Origin of the sequence: Pelagimonas sp. KU-00592-HH, assembly GCF_040369695.1 — a bacterium.
GTDB lineage: Bacteria > Pseudomonadota > Alphaproteobacteria > Rhodobacterales > Rhodobacteraceae > Shimia.
The window spans coordinates 874,435-888,664 of sequence record NZ_BAABWM010000001.1; the positions used below are offsets into that span (position 1 = coordinate 874,435).

Sequence of the window (14,230 nt, forward strand, 5' to 3'; positions counted from 1 at the left end):
GTGTCCCGACCCTTCATCATGGTCGCCCCCAACGGGGCCAGACGTGGCAAGGCGGATCACCCCGCCCTGCCCGTCACCCTGACCGACATCCTCGACACCGCCCGCGCCTGCCACCTTGCAGGCGCGGATGGTTTGCACCTGCACGTGCGCGACGCCGACGGCAAGCACACCCTCGACGCGGGCCGCTACAACGAGGCGCTTGCCGAACTCGGGGCGCAACTGCCCAGCCTGCGCATCCAGATCACCACCGAGGCCGCAGGCCTTTTCGATGTGCGCACCCAACATGCCTGTTTGCGGGATGTGAAACCGGAATGGGCCTCGATCTCGGTGCGCGAGATGGCCCGCGATCCGACCCTCGCCCCCCGCGTCTATGATCTCTGCGCCGCACAGGGCACCGAAGTGCAACACATCCTCTACAACACCGATGACGCCGCCCTGCTACGGGACTGGTGGGATCAGGGCATCGTCCACGCCCACCAGACCAGCGCCATCTTCGTGCTGGGCCGCTACGCCACCGCCGACGGCTCGTCCCCGGCAGACATCGCGCCCTTCCGCGCCGCCCTGCCGCAGGTCAGCAACTGGATGGTCTGCGCCTTCGGCCCGCAGGAACACGCCTGCCTCGCCGCTGCAGCCGCCCTTGGCGGCAACCTGCGCGTCGGCTTTGAAAACAGCCTCACCGCCGCCAACGGTACCCCTCACAAAGACAACGCCACATCCGTGGCCACCCTCTGCCAGATGCTTGAAAGGAAGGCCGCATGAGCCACGTATTCCCGCGCCACTGTCACGCCAGCTTACCCACCGCCACCTCCGGCGACGGCTGTTTCCTGATCGACCAGACAGGCAAACGCTATTTCGATGGCTCGGGCGGCGCTGCCGTCTCTTGCCTCGGCCACTCCAACCCGCGCGTCGCCAAGGCCGTCAAGGCGCAGGTCGATCAACTGGCCTTTGCCCACTCCGGCTTTTTCACGACTGAACCGGCGGAACAACTCGCCGACCTGCTGATCGCCAACGCCCCCGGCACGCTGGATCGGGTCTATTTCGTCTCCGGCGGCTCGGAGGCGGTGGAAAGCGCCATCAAGCTCGCCCGCCAGTATCACCTTGAACGCGGCGAGCCGAACCGCCGCCACCTGATCGCCCGCCGCCAGAGCTATCACGGCAACACCCTTGGTGCGCTTTCGGCAGGCGGCAACGCATGGCGTCGCCAGCAATTCGACCCGCTCCTGGTGGAAATGAGCCACATCGCCCCCTGCTACGAATATGCTGAACGCACGACAGGCGAAACGCTCTACGACTACGGCCAGCGCGTCGCCAACGAGTTGGAAGAGGAAATCCTGCGCCTCGGGGCCGATTCCGTCATGGCCTTCATTGCCGAACCGGTCGTCGGAGCCACCCTTGGCGCCGTGCCACCCGTCGAAGGCTACTACACACGCATCCGCGAGATCTGCGACAAATACGGTGTCCTCCTGATCCTCGACGAGGTCATGTGCGGCATGGGCCGCACCGGCCATCTCTTTGCCTGCGAGGCCGAGGGCATCGCCCCCGACATCCTCTGCATCGCCAAGGGTCTGGGCGCGGGCTATCAGCCCATCGGCGCAATGCTCTGCTCCTCCGAGGTCTATCAGGCCATCGCCAACGGCTCGGGCTTCTTCCAGCACGGCCACACCTACCTTGGCCACCCGGTCGCCGCTGCCGCGGGCCTTGCCGTGGTTCAGGAACTCCTCGAAGGGGATCTCGTCACCCAGGCCCGCAATCGCGGCACCTATCTCGAACAGCAATTGCGCAGCCGCTTTGCCCAACACCCCCATATCGGTGATATCCGCGGACGCGGCATGTTCTGGGGGCTTGAGTTCGTCGCGGATCGCGACAGCAAAGCCCCCTTCGATCCTGCCAACGGGCTTGCCGGCAAGCTTAAGAAAGCCGCCTTTGCCGAAGGTCTGATCTGCTACCCGATGCCCGGCACCCGCGATGGCCGCAACGGAGATCACATCCTGCTCGCCCCGCCCTTCATCGCCTCCGAGGCCGAACTCGACGGCGCGCTCGACGCGCTCTCACGCGCCATCGACAGCACCCTCGCGACGGTCCAACCCACCTGACACCGGCTGCGGGGGCCTTACAGCTCCCGCACCATCTGCACCGCCGGGAAATACACCCCCGGTGCCAGCGTCAACTCGATCTCGCCGGTTGGCTGAAACCCCATAGCCTCGTAGAACGCTCGCGCCGTGCGCGTGCTCATGCAATGCATCCTGCGCATCCCATAGGCCGCCGCAGAGGCCACCGAGGTCTCGATCAACTGCCGGGCCACCCCTTTCCTAAGATGGCAGGGGTCGGTCGCCACATGGCGCACATGGCCCTCGTCGATCGCCCCCACACCCCGCGCCGGGCTGACATCGGTCCACCCGCCAGCACCGATCACGCGGCCTCTCTCGTCATGGGCAAGGAAATAGGTGCCGCACTCCAACAGCGCCGGTTGCGCCGTGGTGATCAGCGGCAAAACCGCCTGCAGGGTCTTGGCATCGTAATGGTCGGGCAGAAGGCGGGGATAGGACCGCCGGAACAGCTGCGTCACCGCCGATCTGTCGGCGGGGTTGGCGGCTCTGATCTGTATGGGCTCTGACATGGGTCTGCGTCCTGAAAAGAAATCTGGGGTCTCAGGGCGCGACCGGGAGCTTCAAAAGCAAAAAGCCGCGCCTTGGTCTGGCGCGGCTTTTGCATGGTCTCGAAAGGGGATCTTACTTGATCTTGCCTTCCTTGTACTCGACATGCTTGCGCACCACCGGGTCGTACTTACGTACGACCATCTTTTCGGTCATGGTGCGTGCGTTTTTCTTGGTCACGTAGAAATGGCCCGTGCCCGCGGTCGAGTTCAGACGGATCTTGATAGTCGTCGGCTTCGCCATTGTTCTTCTCCTGCGCCGGGCAGCAGCGCCCGTGAAATTCTCATGAAGCCTGCCTTTTAATGATGCACCGCTCCGAGTCAACACCGTATATGCAAGAAAAATGACTTTGCGGCCATAGCTCCGGTTTCTTCCGCGAAACCGGGCCCGTCAGCGGCCGTTTTCGCCCCCGACCTTGGAAAAATTCATGCGCAGAAGGCCTGTAAGCCGGATTCTGTCCGGGCGAGTCGCCCCGCCCGTGATGACCATTCATCTGGAGCGCCCGTTACCGGACACCCTCTAGCTGCCAACCCGGACCTGCTCGGGGCAAGGCGCCCCTGCGGCGATATCCCCGAAAGGATCAGCCCGCGCGCGGTCCCTATTCGGCATTGCTCCCGGTGGGGCTTGCCATGCCGGTCCTGTTGCCAGGCCCGCGGTGGGCTCTTACCCCACCGTTTCACCCTTACCCGGACCTGTCGCAAGCGACGCCGCCGGGCGGTCTGTTCTCTGTGGCGCTTTCCCTCGGATCGCTCCGGCCGGGCGTTACCCGGCACCGTTGCCTTGTGGAGTCCGGACTTTCCTCCCAGGCGGGTTGCCCCGCCGAAGGCGGCCATCCGGCCCTCTGCGCCCGCCCCACTTAGGGTGTCACATGCGCGCCGTCAAACGGATTGCGCGGCCAGCGCCTCTGCCACGGCCATATCTTCACCGCCAAGCGCGCCACACCCCCAGGGGCGAAACCGCAACCGCACCGCCTGCAACAAGAGATCATCCGGCACATCCGGAAACCCGTAGGCCAGCGCGGCGTCGCGGAACCGCACCGCATCAACGTCCCGCGCCGCGCCGACATCCGGCCAGACCGCCAGCCCCCGCCGCGCCAGCCGGTGCCAGTCGAAACGCGGCCCCGGATCAATCTTGCGCCCCGGCGCCATGCAGCTATGGCCGATCACATCCTCAGGGCCAATCGACCACCGCGCCATGATCCCACCCATCAGCGCCTCAAGCGCCACCATCTGTGGTTCAGAAAACGGATGATCCCCGCGATTGGCCAACTCGATCCCGATCGAACGGGAATTGATATCCTCAAGCCCCCGCCACGATCCGGCCCCCGCGTGCCAGGCCCGCATCGCCTCGTCCACCATCTGCCAGACGCGGCCATCCTCGCCAATCAGGTAATGCGCCGAAACCTCGACGCCCGGATCACACAGCCGCTCCAGCGCCGCCTCGGCGCTTTCCATGGCGGTATAGTGCAGCACGATGAACCGCGGCTCCAAACCATCCCTGCGCGGCCCAAAACTCTCGCAGCGCGCCTGAATGACCTCGCCCAAGCCGCTCACCCGCCGCGCGCCGCCTTGCGATAGATTTCGGGGTTCCAGTCGCAGGCATACCCGTCACCGTCCGGATCCACCCCAAGGCGATCCCGCTTCGGGCCACCCTTCGCCAGAAACGCCGCCTGCGCCTCGCCCGACGACGGGAACGCCGCACAGGCCTTCTCGTACCGCGCCTTGGTATTCAGTCCAAGACGACGGAACAGCTTGGTGCCCACCGGATGCCGTGTCGACAGCGCATATTGCACCACGTTGGGCGCATTGCCGGTGCGTTCCGGAAGGGCCGTCGGCGCAATCACCTGGTAATTCTGCCGGTTCGCCTGAAGGCGCTGCGCGTCATCCTCGATGGAACGGCGCGCGCCCACGGCCTCGAAATCATTCTCGTCGGAGATACCCGCATTGGTCACAACCGTCGGCGCAGGGTTCGACGGGCTGGCATGCACGATACCGTCCTCGGTGGTCTGAGGTGCCCCCGCCTGACGCACGCGCGGCGTATCCTCTCCCGTCGCAGCGGGCGCAGGCGCCGTCCGCACCCGTGGCTGCGGAGCCGGGGCCGGTTCTGGCGCAGGGCTCGCCACCGGTTGCGGCGTCGCAACCCGCGCGGTCCGTACCGGTGCAGGCGCCAAAAGCGCCTCTTCCGACACCGCATCCGCGGGCGGAATGGCCGATGTCACGGTTCGATTGTTCCTGACGGGTCGCGGCGACAGGTTCTGGTTGTCGAAACCGACACCTGCCGCGCTATCGGGGATCGCGGGTTGACAGGCGGCCATGGCCACAAGGGCACAGCCGCTCAGAAATGCTCGCAACATGGGTGCAATGCCTGCTCAGTTTGTTTTGAGCTTCTTTACCACCATTTGCCCGGTTTGGCTACAAACCCCGCCGCGCTCTCGAGCGCATAGGCGGTGTTCAGCAGATCACCCTCTTCCCACGGACGGCCAATCAGCTGCAGACCCAGCGGCAGCCCCTGATGATCCAGACCGGTCGGCACCGAGATGCCCGGCAGTCCGGCAAGGTTCACGGTTACGGTGAAGACGTCGTTCAGGTACATCTTGACCGGATCTTCGTCGTTCATCTCGCCCAGACCAAAGGCCGCCGACGGTGTGGCCGGTGTCAGGATCGCATCGATCCCGGCGGCAAAGGCGTCGTCAAAGTCCTTCTTGATCAGTGCACGCACCCGACGGGCACGATTGTAATAGGCGTCATAGAAACCCGCCGACAGTACGTAAGTCCCAACCATCACGCGGCGCTGGACCTCCGAACCGAACCCTTCGGCGCGGGTCTTCTCGTACATCTCGGTGATGCCATCCCCCGCAGAAAGCGTGGCGCGGTGGCCGAAACGCACGCCGTCGTAACGGGCAAGGTTCGACGAGGCTTCCGCCGGCGCAATCACATAGTAGGCAGGCAGCGCATACTTGGTGTGCGGCAGGCTGATCTCGACCATCTCGGCACCCGCGGCTTCCAGCATCGCACGACCGTCGGCCCACAGCTGCTCGATCTCCTCGGGCATACCGTCCATGTGGTATTCCTTGGGAATACCGATCTTCTTGCCCTTGATGTCACCGGTCAGCATGGCCTCGAAATTCGGCACCGCCAGATCGGCGCTGGTCGAATCCTTGGGGTCATGACCACACATCGCTTCCAGCATGATCGCCGCATCGCGCACCGACTTGGTCATCGGACCGGCCTGATCGAGCGAAGAGGCAAAGGCCACGATGCCCCAACGCGAGCAGCGGCCATAGGTCGGCTTGATCCCCACGGTGCCGGTAAAGGCCGCAGGCTGGCGGATCGAGCCACCGGTATCGGTGCCGGTTGCCGCAAGGCACAGGTCAGCCGCAACCGCCGAAGCCGAACCACCCGACGAGCCACCCGGCGTCAGCGGGGTTTCTTCGTTGCCACGACGCCACGGGCTCACCGCGTTGCCATAAACCGAAGTCTCGTTCGAAGACCCCATCGCGAACTCGTCCATGTTCAGTTTGCCAAGCATGACAGCGCCGGCATCGAACAGGTTCTGGGTCACGGTCGATTCATATTCCGGCGTGAACCCTTCCAGGATGCCCGAGGCCGCCTGCGACGGCACGCCCTTGGTGCAGAACAGGTCCTTGATGCCCAGCGGCAGGCCACACATCGCAGGCGCATCGCCCGTCGCCAGACGCGCATCCGCCGCCTTTGCCTGCTCAAGCGCAAGCTCGGGCGTGTTGTGAACAAAGGCATTCAGCGCACCGGCGCCGTCGATGGCCGACAGGCAGGCTTCGGTCAGCTCAACCGAGGTCACGTCCTTGGCACGCAGCTTGTCGCGGGCCTCGGCAAGGGTGAGTTTGTTCAGCTCAGTCATTATTCCACCACCTTCGGCACGGCAAAGAACCCTTCGCGCGCATCCGGCGCGTTCTTCAGCACTTTTTCCTGCTGGCTTCCGTCGGTCACCACGTCTTCGCGCCGCTTCAGACGCATCGGCGTCACCGAGGTCATCGGCTCCACGCCGTCAACATCGACTTCGTTCAGCTGTTCGATAAAGCCGAGAATGGTGTTGAATTCATTCGCCAGCGCAGGCAGCGCGTCATCTTCGACCTTGATCCGCGCGAGCTTGGCCACGCGCGCGGCGGTGTCCTTGTCAATCGACATCGGGTGTTCTCCGGTTGCAACTTGGCCCAAGCCTTTAGCGCCCCCGGAACTGCGGTGCAAGCACTCACCCCGGAACCACCCGCCGAAAGCCCGCCGGACGCGCCCTGATGCCATCGCTTCCGGCAGTTTGGCCCTAGCCGAAACCGCGCATCAACGGCACAGTAGACACAGCCAGCAAGGAGACCACGCCATGTGCAACGCAACAGGCACCGCGATTCCAACCGTCATGATCGACAATGATCGTGTCCGCGTCACCGAATGGCGCTTCAAGAAACGCGGCGACAACACCGGCTGGCACCGCCACGCCTATGACTACATTGTCGTGCCACAGTTTGACGGCATCCTCGAAATCGACCTCGGCAATGGCGAACGCACCACCGCCACACTGCAAAAGGGCGTACCCTACTACCGCGATCTCGGCGTCGAACATGACGTGATCAACGGCAATGATTTCGAATGCGCCTTCATCGAGATCGAACTCCTCGAACCGCGCCCCACATAAGCGGCTTCAATGCACCCAAAATACTCCCGCCGGAGGCACCCGCCCGTCAGGCCCGCCCCGACACCAGAAAGCGCCGGTACACCTCGATCATCCAGCCCAGCATGATCCCGTTCAACACGTGCCACATGAAATGCGTGCCCAGCGGAAAGGCACCGCAGACCGGCTCGTCAAGGCTGCGGAAAAAGATCGACAGGCTCAGGATACCCGCCCCGATCGCCAGCCCCCGTGCCACCTCGGGCAACCGCCGCCACAGGGCCACGGCGTAAAGAAAGATCAGCAAGGCCACCGGCGCATAACCCGCCGACGACCCAAGCCCCGGCACCTTCTGGAACAAAGGCACCGTCAGCGCCGCATAGGGAAAGAACAGCGCCGTCGCGCCCAGCGCCCAAAGGGTCGGCATGCCCCAATAGGCCCGGTTGGCGACAAAGACATAGATCAGCACGAAACCCGCAATCGGGGCCACATCGGCAATCGCCGACCACACCTGACCGTGGGTGTGAAACAGGTAGCTGCCCAACCCGATCAGCGCCAGAACCGCCACCAGAAGCCGCGCCATCGGGGCCTGCATGTCCCCCAGCCGCCGCCACATCACCACGGCCGCGATCAGAAAGGCCGCATTGGTCACCGCGTTCACCGGCTCCGACCAGTACTCCGGCCCGGTGCGCTCGCAATAGCCGTCAATCGCCTGCATCAAGTCCATGGCTCTTCCCTCAATCCCAGTCCGTGCTAACCTGTCTCCAACACTTTATGAAATAGGGAGCCCTTTCATGAAAATCATCTGGCTTGGCCACGGTTCTTTCCGCATCGAAACAAATGACCTCGTCCTGCTGGTCGATCCCTGGCTCACCGGCAACCCCGTCCTGCCCGAAGACCAGCACGAGGCCGCCATTGCAGGGGCCACCCACCTGATCCTCACCCATGCCCATTTCGACCACGTCGCCGACATGCTGCCGCTGGCCCGCAAACTCGGCGTGCCCATCGTCGGCCAGTACGACCTGATGTCCTACTGGAACGAACACGAACACCTCGACACCGTGGGCTTCAACAAGGGCGGCACCGTCGATCTCGGCGGCGCGGCGCTGACAATGGTGCCCGCCTCGCACAGCTCGACCTTCGCCACCGAGGAAGGCCCCAAGGCCGCCGGCTCCGAGGTCGGCTACATGCTCATGGCCGAGGGCCGCACGGTCTATATCTCCGGTGACACCGACATCATGGCCGACATGGACTGGATGGGGGACTACTACAAACCCGACATCGGCATCCTCTCGGCCGGCGGCCATTTCACCATGGACATGAAGGGCACGGCCTATGCGGCCAAACGTTACTTCGACTTCAAGACGGTGATCCCCTGTCACTACAAAACCTTCCCGATCCTCGAACAATCGGCTGAGGCGCTGGTCGACGGCCTGCCCGGCGTCGAGGTGATCGAACCCGAGGTCATGGTGCCGATCACCCTCTAGCCCACGCCAAAGCGGTTTCCAAACCGCTTGCGCAAGGCGTTTCGAAACGCCTTGCCCACCCCTCCCCCGCAAAGCACAGCCCATGCCCGCCACCGATTTCTCGCCCGCCGAATATGCCGACCGCCTCGCCCGCACCCGCGCCGAGATGGCCACCCGCGGCATCGACACGCTGATCGTCGCCGACCCTTCCAACATGGCCTGGCTCACCGGCTATGACGGCTGGAGCTTCTATGTCCCGCAGGCCGTCATCCTGCACGCCTCCGGCAGCCCGCTCTGGTGGGGCCGCACGCAGGACAAACCCGGCGCCGCGCAGACCACCTATCTGGCACCCGAGGCCCTCTTCGACTGGCCGGAAGAACATGTCCAGCACCCCGACCACCACCCCTATGACGCCCTCGTCACCCTGCTTTGCGACCGTGGCTGGACAAGCCATCTCGGAGTCGAGATGGACAACTACTACTATTCCGCCGCCGCCCACCGCATCCTCGAAACCGCCTTCGGCCGCGACACCATCACCGACGCCACCGGCCTCGTGAACTGGCAACGCGCCGTCAAAAGCCCCGCCGAGCTTGCCCTGATGACAAAAGCCGGCCAGCTCAGCGCCCATATGCACGCCACCCTGCGCGCGGGCTTTCGCGAAGGCCGCGCCAAACACGAACTGGTGGCCGAGATGCAGGCCGCCGGAGTCGCGGGCCTGCCCGGCATCGCCGGCGACTATCCCGCCATTGCACCCATCGCACCGTCAGGCCGCGAAGCCTCGGCCTCGCACATCACCTGGAACGACCGCCCCCTCACCCGCGGCGCGGCCACCTATTTCGAGATTTCCGGCTGCTACCACCGCTATCACTGCCCGGTCAGCCGCACGCTCTTCCTCGGCACCCCACCCGACGACATCCGCCGCGCCGAAACCGCCGTGCTGCGCGCCATCGAAGACGCCTTTGCCGCCGCCCGCCCCGGAACCACCTGCGAAGAGGTCGCCGCCTGCGTCTACGACAGCTTCGCCCGCGCAGGCTATGTCAAAGGCAACCGCACCGGCTATCCCATCGGCCTCAGCTACCCGCCCGACTGGGGCGAACGCACCATGAGCCTGCGCCCGGGCGACACCACACCGCTCGAGGAAAACATGACCTTCCACCTCATGCCCGGCCTCTGGACCCCGGACTGGGGCCTCGCCATCACCGAAAGTTTCGTGATCACCCCCGAAGGCGGCAAACCCCTGGCAGATATCCCGCGCGACCTGGTGGTGGTCGCAACCTAGAAGCGGTTTGCAAACCGCTTCCCAAGGCGTTTCGAAACGCCTTCCCGCTAGCTCGAAAGGGTGTCCACACCAACAAACAAGTTGATTTCCTTGAATGGCTCGATTGTCTGAAACTTTGGGCCAATTCCGAAAAAACCTCTCATCGCCACGCCATCAAGAAACCTCTGAACCTTCATCACTCAATCCCTGCCTGAAATTCCGATCTCAAATTCGCGCAATGAACAGGAAATGAAAACCCCGAACGCCGCGATTTCCGCATGTCTGAACAAGGCGTTAACCTTAATGGCGTGTGAACGGAGACGGCGCGGGTTAACAGGGTCTCAACCAATGCCGGAAAGCTGCACCTCCGTGATACCGTCGCAATACCGACGTGATACCGACGTTGATTTTCAGCCCCTTCTCGCCTCGAAGAACCGCTTCAGAAGGTCTTCGCATTCCTGCGCCGCAAGACCGTCATAGACCTCGGGCACATGGTGGCTTTGCGGATGGGAAAACACGCGCGGACCCTGCGCGACCCCGCCCGACTTGGGATCAGACGCACCATAGTAAAGCCGCGCGATCCGGGTCTGCGAAATCGCGCTCGCGCACATGGGGCACGGCTCTAGCGTGACAAAAAGATCATGATTTACAAGACGTTCCGAGCCAATCGCCTGACAAGCCGCGCGCATCGCCAGGATTTCCGCATGTGCCGTCGGATCGCTCAGCTCGCGGGTCCGGTTGCCCGCCCGCGCCACCACCTCGCCCGCAGGAGAGACCACGACCGCCCCCACCGGAACCTCGCCCCGATCGGCCGCCGCCCGCGCCTCTTCCAGCGCGATATGCATGAAACTGCGAAACGCCATGCCCTCCCGTACCCCCGACAAGCCCCCTTTCGCAATCCCCCAATCCACGCTATGGCCCTGCCATGAGCACAGATACCCCCAAAGGCGACCGCATCGCCAAGGTCCTCGCCCGCGCCGGTGTTGCCAGCCGCCGCGAAGCCGAACGCATGATCGAAGCTGGCCGCATTGCGGTTAACGGCAAGACAATCGACAGCCCGGCGCTGAACGTGACCGGCCGCGACCGCATCCTTGTCGACGGCAAGCCGCTGGCCGCACCGGAACCCGCGCGACTCTGGCTCTATCACAAGCCCACCGGCCTCGTGACCACCCACAAGGACGAACAGGGCCGCGAGACGATCTTTGACCACCTGCCCGAAGATCTGCCCCGCGTGATGTCGGTTGGTCGCCTCGATCTCAACTCCGAGGGCCTCTTGCTGCTCACCAACGACGGCGGCGTCAAACGCCAGCTCGAGTTGCCAGCGACAGGCTGGCTGCGCAAGTACCGCGTCCGCGTGAACGGCAGGCCCACCGAAGACACCTTCACCCCCCTGCGCAAGGGCATCACCATCGACGGCGAGACCTTCCAGCCCATGCAGGTCTCTCTGGATCGCCAGCAAGGCGCCAACGCCTGGCTCACCGTCGGCATCCGCGAAGGCCGCAACCGCGAAATCCGCCGCGCGATGGAGGCCGTCGGCCTGCCGGTGAACCGCCTGATGCGGGTCTCCTACGGGCCGTTCCAGCTAGGCAACCTGAAATCCGGTGAGGTCGAGGAAGTGCGCCGCCGCGTCATGCGCGACCAGCTGGGCCTGGACGGGGCCAAGCCCGCCGAGGAACGCCCCAAGCCAACCCGCAAGCGCAAACCCGGCCCCAAGCCCACCGCACGAGACGGCGCACGCTCCGGCAAACCCGGCACGTCTAAAAGTGCCAAACCACCTCGCAAGGGTCCGCGCCGCTAGGTCGTCCCGCAGTCTGACAGGTCACAAGGATCGTCCGAAGCCCTCAGGACCGTCTCCGGCCGCGCCGGAAACAGCGTTGGCCAGATGCGCGATGGACGACCATTCCTGGTCCACTTGCCCAAATGCCGAACACCGCATTGGCAATCTGACGCCCAAGCACCAATCTTCCCCCTAGCGAAAACCCGCCGAAACTCCTAGGTTTCTGGCAGGTTTACGAGGGGATGGAACCACATGACCGGCACGACGTTGCAAAAACTTGCCTTTGGTCTTCTTGTCATACTGATCGTCTACGTTTCCATCGCAGGAGGCGTCTGATGGCTCAGAAATTTGGCGGCAAGTACAGCCCCGATGGAAACGCAGGGGCCTCGGGTACCTTCCAGAACGCCCGCCGCAGCCGCGTTGGTGGCCGCGTGAACCTGCTGTTCATCGCCCCACTGCCCCTGATCTGGCAGGCCTTCGGCAACGGCCCGGTGCAGCTTGCCCTGAACCTTGCCGCGCTTGGCCTTCTTCTGCTGGCCGCATGGCTGACCCGCGAAGGCCTGCTGGCGCAAGAGGCTTATGAAGCCCGCAAGGTTGCCCGACGTCCCGCCTTTCCGCGCAAAATGGCAGGCTCCCTGCTCACCGGAACCGGCCTGGCGCTGGCCGGCTGGGCCGCCACCGGCGGCATCATCGCGCCGGCCATCTATGCGGTGATCGGCACCCTTCTGCACGGCTTTGCCTTCGGCCTTGATCCGCTCAAGGACAAGGGCATCGAAGGCGTCGATCTATACCAGACCGACCGCGTCGCCCGCGCCGTGGAAGAGGCCGAGAAACACCTCACCGCCATGACAGACGCGATCCTGCGCTGTGGCGACCGTCGCCTTGAAGGCCGCGTCGCACAATTCCAGACCACCGTCCGCGATCTCTTCCGCACGGTCGAGGAAGACCCCCGCGACCTGAGCGCCGCCCGCAAGTACCTCAGCGTTTATTTACGCGGTGCCCGCGATGCCACGGTCAAGTTCGCCGACATCTACGCCCGCAAGCGCGATACCGCCGCGCGGGACGATTACGAGGCGCTGCTCGACGATCTGGAGCAGAATTTCGCCGCCCGCACCGAAAAGCTCTTGCTGGATGACAAGAGCGACCTGACAATCGAAATCGAAGTGCTGCGCGACAGGTTGCAGCGCGAAGGTGTCGCCCGCGACACCCTGTAAGCCCAACAAGGGGGAAGTTTTATGTCTGACACAGTTCGTCAAAAGGCCGAGGCCGCGCTGGCCGAAGTGGATCAGGTGACCGCCGTGATCCTGCCCGAACCCACCGAGGCCAACGCGGTAATCGCCCTGGCCGATGCCGATGCGCCACTTTCGGCCGAGATCAACCGCCGCATGGGCGAACTCGACATGACCGACACCACCTCGATCGTGCATTTCGGCTCGGCCGCGCAGGCCGAACTGCAGGAAATCAGCCAGGCCATGCTTCAGGACGTCCGCAACAAGGATGTCGGCCCCGCGGGTGACTCCCTGCGCAACATCGTCACCACCATCCGCGGTTTCTCGATCTCCGAACTCGACGTGCGCCGTGAACGCTCCTTCTGGGAAAAGCTGTTGGGCCGCGCCGCGCCCTTTGCCAAGTTCACCGCCCGCTACGAACAGGTGCAGGACCAGATCGACCGCATCACCGACAACCTTCTGGAACACGAACACACGCTTCTCAAGGACATCAAGTCGCTCGACCTGCTCTACGAAAAGACCCTGAGCTTCTATGACGAACTGGCCCTCTACATCGCCGCGGGCGAGGCCAAGATCGCCGATCTTGATGCCAATGACATCCCGGCCAAGGAAGCCGAGGTTCAGGCCGCAGACGAGAACGATCAGGTCATGAAAGCCCAGGAGTTGCGCGACCTGCGCGCCGCACGTGATGATCTCGAACGCCGTGTCCACGACCTGAAACTCACCCGTCAGGTCACCATGCAGTCCCTGCCCTCGATCCGACTGGTTCAGGAAAACGACAAGTCGCTGGTCACCAAGATCAACTCGACTCTGGTCAACACCGTGCCGCTCTGGGAAACCCAGCTGGCACAGGCCGTCACCATCCAGCGCAGCGCCGAAGCCGCCGCTGCCGTGCGCGACGCCAATGACCTGACCAACGAACTCCTGACCTCGAACGCCGCCAACCTGCGCCAGTCCAACAAGATGATCCGCGAGGAAATGGAACGCGGCGTCTTTGATATCGAGGCGGTCAAACAGGCCAACGCCGACCTGATCGGCACCATCGAGGAAAGCCTGCAAATCGCCGATGAAGGCAAGGCCCGCCGTGCCGCCGCCGAAGAAGACCTCAAGAAGATGGAAGCCGACCTGCGCGATACCCTCGCGGCTGCCAAGGCCAAGCAGACCGGCCTCGGCGACACCGCCGCGACCTCGGTTCCGGGAGCCTGATA

Annotated in this window: 16 protein-coding genes and 1 other RNA gene; 8 read left to right on the forward strand and 9 right to left on the reverse strand. The window is 64.1% G+C overall.

The window, feature by feature from the left end:
• Both ABWV42_RS04305 and ABWV42_RS04310 read left to right on the forward strand, forming a co-directional pair.
• Nucleotides 1–759: a beta-keto acid cleavage family enzyme gene (locus ABWV42_RS04305; protein ID WP_353339028.1), complete on the forward strand. Its 759-nt coding sequence runs from the start codon at nucleotides 1–3 to the stop codon at nucleotides 757–759.
• Nucleotides 756–2,093: an aspartate aminotransferase family protein gene (locus tag ABWV42_RS04310; RefSeq protein ID WP_353339029.1), complete on the forward strand. Its 1,338-nt coding sequence runs from the start codon at nucleotides 756–758 to the stop codon at nucleotides 2,091–2,093. The genes ABWV42_RS04305 and ABWV42_RS04310 overlap by 4 nt, the downstream gene beginning before the upstream one ends.
• A gap of 17 nt (nucleotides 2,094–2,110) precedes the next feature.
• Here the strand turns inward: ABWV42_RS04310 and ABWV42_RS04315 are convergent, their stop codons facing one another.
• The 7 genes from ABWV42_RS04315 to gatC all read right to left on the reverse strand — a co-directional run bounded on the left by ABWV42_RS04315 (nucleotide 2,111) and on the right by gatC (nucleotide 6,817).
• On the reverse strand, nucleotides 2,111–2,617 hold the full coding sequence (locus ABWV42_RS04315) for a GNAT family N-acetyltransferase (protein WP_255104565.1): 507 nt from the start codon (nucleotides 2,615–2,617) through the stop codon (nucleotides 2,111–2,113).
• A 112-nt stretch (nucleotides 2,618–2,729) separates the two neighbouring features.
• Nucleotides 2,730–2,897, reverse strand: coding sequence for a 50S ribosomal protein L33 (gene rpmG / locus ABWV42_RS04320; RefSeq protein ID WP_007814563.1), 168 nt, complete (start codon nucleotides 2,895–2,897; stop codon nucleotides 2,730–2,732).
• 184 nt (nucleotides 2,898–3,081) lie between these two features.
• Nucleotides 3,082–3,499: RNase P RNA component class A (gene rnpB / locus ABWV42_RS04325), an RNA gene on the reverse strand.
• Between the two features lie 33 nt (nucleotides 3,500–3,532).
• On the reverse strand, nucleotides 3,533–4,198 hold the full coding sequence (locus ABWV42_RS04330; protein ID WP_353339031.1) for an N-acetylmuramoyl-L-alanine amidase: 666 nt from the start codon (nucleotides 4,196–4,198) through the stop codon (nucleotides 3,533–3,535).
• 5 nt (nucleotides 4,199–4,203) lie between these two features.
• On the reverse strand, nucleotides 4,204–5,007 hold the full coding sequence (locus ABWV42_RS04335) for a hypothetical protein (protein WP_255104561.1): 804 nt from the start codon (nucleotides 5,005–5,007) through the stop codon (nucleotides 4,204–4,206).
• 35 nt (nucleotides 5,008–5,042) lie between these two features.
• Nucleotides 5,043–6,530, reverse strand: a complete 1,488-nt coding sequence (gatA, locus tag ABWV42_RS04340) for an Asp-tRNA(Asn)/Glu-tRNA(Gln) amidotransferase subunit GatA (protein WP_255104559.1) — start codon at nucleotides 6,528–6,530, stop codon at nucleotides 5,043–5,045.
• The gene (gatC, locus tag ABWV42_RS04345; RefSeq protein WP_255104557.1) at nucleotides 6,530–6,817 is read right to left on the reverse strand and encodes an Asp-tRNA(Asn)/Glu-tRNA(Gln) amidotransferase subunit GatC; all 288 of its coding nucleotides are present in this window, start codon (nucleotides 6,815–6,817) and stop codon (nucleotides 6,530–6,532) included. The genes gatA and gatC overlap by 1 nt, the downstream gene beginning before the upstream one ends.
• 190 nt (nucleotides 6,818–7,007) lie before the next feature.
• Here gatC and ABWV42_RS04350 point away from each other — a divergent pair, with 190 nt between their 5' ends.
• Nucleotides 7,008–7,319 carry a cupin domain-containing protein gene (locus ABWV42_RS04350; protein WP_353339032.1) on the forward strand — a complete coding sequence of 104 codons (312 nt, stop codon included), beginning with the start codon at nucleotides 7,008–7,010 and terminating at the stop codon, nucleotides 7,317–7,319.
• Nucleotides 7,320–7,365: 46 nt separating this feature from the next.
• On the opposite strand, the gene ABWV42_RS04355 is transcribed toward ABWV42_RS04350, so the two are convergent.
• Nucleotides 7,366–8,019 (reverse strand): ceramidase domain-containing protein, encoded by a 654-nt coding sequence (locus ABWV42_RS04355; protein WP_353339033.1) that lies wholly within the window; start codon nucleotides 8,017–8,019, stop codon nucleotides 7,366–7,368.
• A gap of 67 nt (nucleotides 8,020–8,086) precedes the next feature.
• Here ABWV42_RS04355 and ABWV42_RS04360 point away from each other — a divergent pair, with 67 nt between their 5' ends.
• Nucleotides 8,087–8,779, forward strand: a complete 693-nt coding sequence (locus ABWV42_RS04360) for a metal-dependent hydrolase (protein WP_353339034.1) — start codon at nucleotides 8,087–8,089, stop codon at nucleotides 8,777–8,779.
• A gap of 82 nt (nucleotides 8,780–8,861) precedes the next feature.
• Nucleotides 8,862–10,037, forward strand: coding sequence for a M24 family metallopeptidase (locus ABWV42_RS04365; RefSeq protein ID WP_353339035.1), 1,176 nt, complete (start codon nucleotides 8,862–8,864; stop codon nucleotides 10,035–10,037).
• A gap of 389 nt (nucleotides 10,038–10,426) precedes the next feature.
• On the opposite strand, the gene ABWV42_RS04370 is transcribed toward ABWV42_RS04365, so the two are convergent.
• Nucleotides 10,427–10,879, reverse strand: coding sequence for a nucleoside deaminase (locus tag ABWV42_RS04370; protein WP_353339036.1), 453 nt, complete (start codon nucleotides 10,877–10,879; stop codon nucleotides 10,427–10,429).
• 62 nt (nucleotides 10,880–10,941) lie between these two features.
• On the opposite strand from ABWV42_RS04370, the gene ABWV42_RS04375 reads away from it, so the two are divergent.
• The 3 genes from ABWV42_RS04375 to ABWV42_RS04385 all read left to right on the forward strand — a co-directional run bounded on the left by ABWV42_RS04375 (nucleotide 10,942) and on the right by ABWV42_RS04385 (nucleotide 14,228).
• A complete protein-coding gene (locus ABWV42_RS04375; RefSeq protein WP_353339037.1) occupies nucleotides 10,942–11,814 on the forward strand; it encodes a pseudouridine synthase in 873 nt (290 codons plus the stop codon).
• A gap of 314 nt (nucleotides 11,815–12,128) precedes the next feature.
• Nucleotides 12,129–13,007 carry a 5-bromo-4-chloroindolyl phosphate hydrolysis family protein gene (locus ABWV42_RS04380; protein ID WP_353339038.1) on the forward strand — a complete coding sequence of 293 codons (879 nt, stop codon included), beginning with the start codon at nucleotides 12,129–12,131 and terminating at the stop codon, nucleotides 13,005–13,007.
• A gap of 21 nt (nucleotides 13,008–13,028) precedes the next feature.
• Complete coding sequence (locus ABWV42_RS04385; protein WP_353339039.1) at nucleotides 13,029–14,228, forward strand: toxic anion resistance protein; 1,200 nt, start codon at nucleotides 13,029–13,031, stop codon at nucleotides 14,226–14,228.
• Nucleotides 14,229–14,230: the final 2 nt, after the last annotated feature.

Coding starts and splice junctions, on each gene's coding strand:
- rpmG (WP_007814563.1), bottom strand. CDS start 2,897: ATGGCGAAGCCGACGACTATCAAGATCCGTCTGAACTCGACCGCGGGC.
- ABWV42_RS04375 (WP_353339037.1), top strand. CDS start 10,942: ATGAGCACAGATACCCCCAAAGGCGACCGCATCGCCAAGGTCCTCGCC.
- ABWV42_RS04310 (WP_353339029.1), top strand. CDS start 756: ATGAGCCACGTATTCCCGCGCCACTGTCACGCCAGCTTACCCACCGCC.
- ABWV42_RS04380 (WP_353339038.1), top strand. CDS start 12,129: ATGGCTCAGAAATTTGGCGGCAAGTACAGCCCCGATGGAAACGCAGGG.
- ABWV42_RS04365 (WP_353339035.1), top strand. CDS start 8,862: ATGCCCGCCACCGATTTCTCGCCCGCCGAATATGCCGACCGCCTCGCC.
- ABWV42_RS04385 (WP_353339039.1), top strand. CDS start 13,029: ATGTCTGACACAGTTCGTCAAAAGGCCGAGGCCGCGCTGGCCGAAGTG.
- ABWV42_RS04370 (WP_353339036.1), bottom strand. CDS start 10,879: ATGGCGTTTCGCAGTTTCATGCATATCGCGCTGGAAGAGGCGCGGGCG.
- ABWV42_RS04355 (WP_353339033.1), bottom strand. CDS start 8,019: ATGGACTTGATGCAGGCGATTGACGGCTATTGCGAGCGCACCGGGCCG.
- ABWV42_RS04335 (WP_255104561.1), bottom strand. CDS start 5,007: ATGTTGCGAGCATTTCTGAGCGGCTGTGCCCTTGTGGCCATGGCCGCC.
- ABWV42_RS04315 (WP_255104565.1), bottom strand. CDS start 2,617: ATGTCAGAGCCCATACAGATCAGAGCCGCCAACCCCGCCGACAGATCG.
- ABWV42_RS04360 (WP_353339034.1), top strand. CDS start 8,087: ATGAAAATCATCTGGCTTGGCCACGGTTCTTTCCGCATCGAAACAAAT.
- ABWV42_RS04350 (WP_353339032.1), top strand. CDS start 7,008: ATGTGCAACGCAACAGGCACCGCGATTCCAACCGTCATGATCGACAAT.
- gatA (WP_255104559.1), bottom strand. CDS start 6,530: ATGACTGAGCTGAACAAACTCACCCTTGCCGAGGCCCGCGACAAGCTG.
- gatC (WP_255104557.1), bottom strand. CDS start 6,817: ATGTCGATTGACAAGGACACCGCCGCGCGCGTGGCCAAGCTCGCGCGG.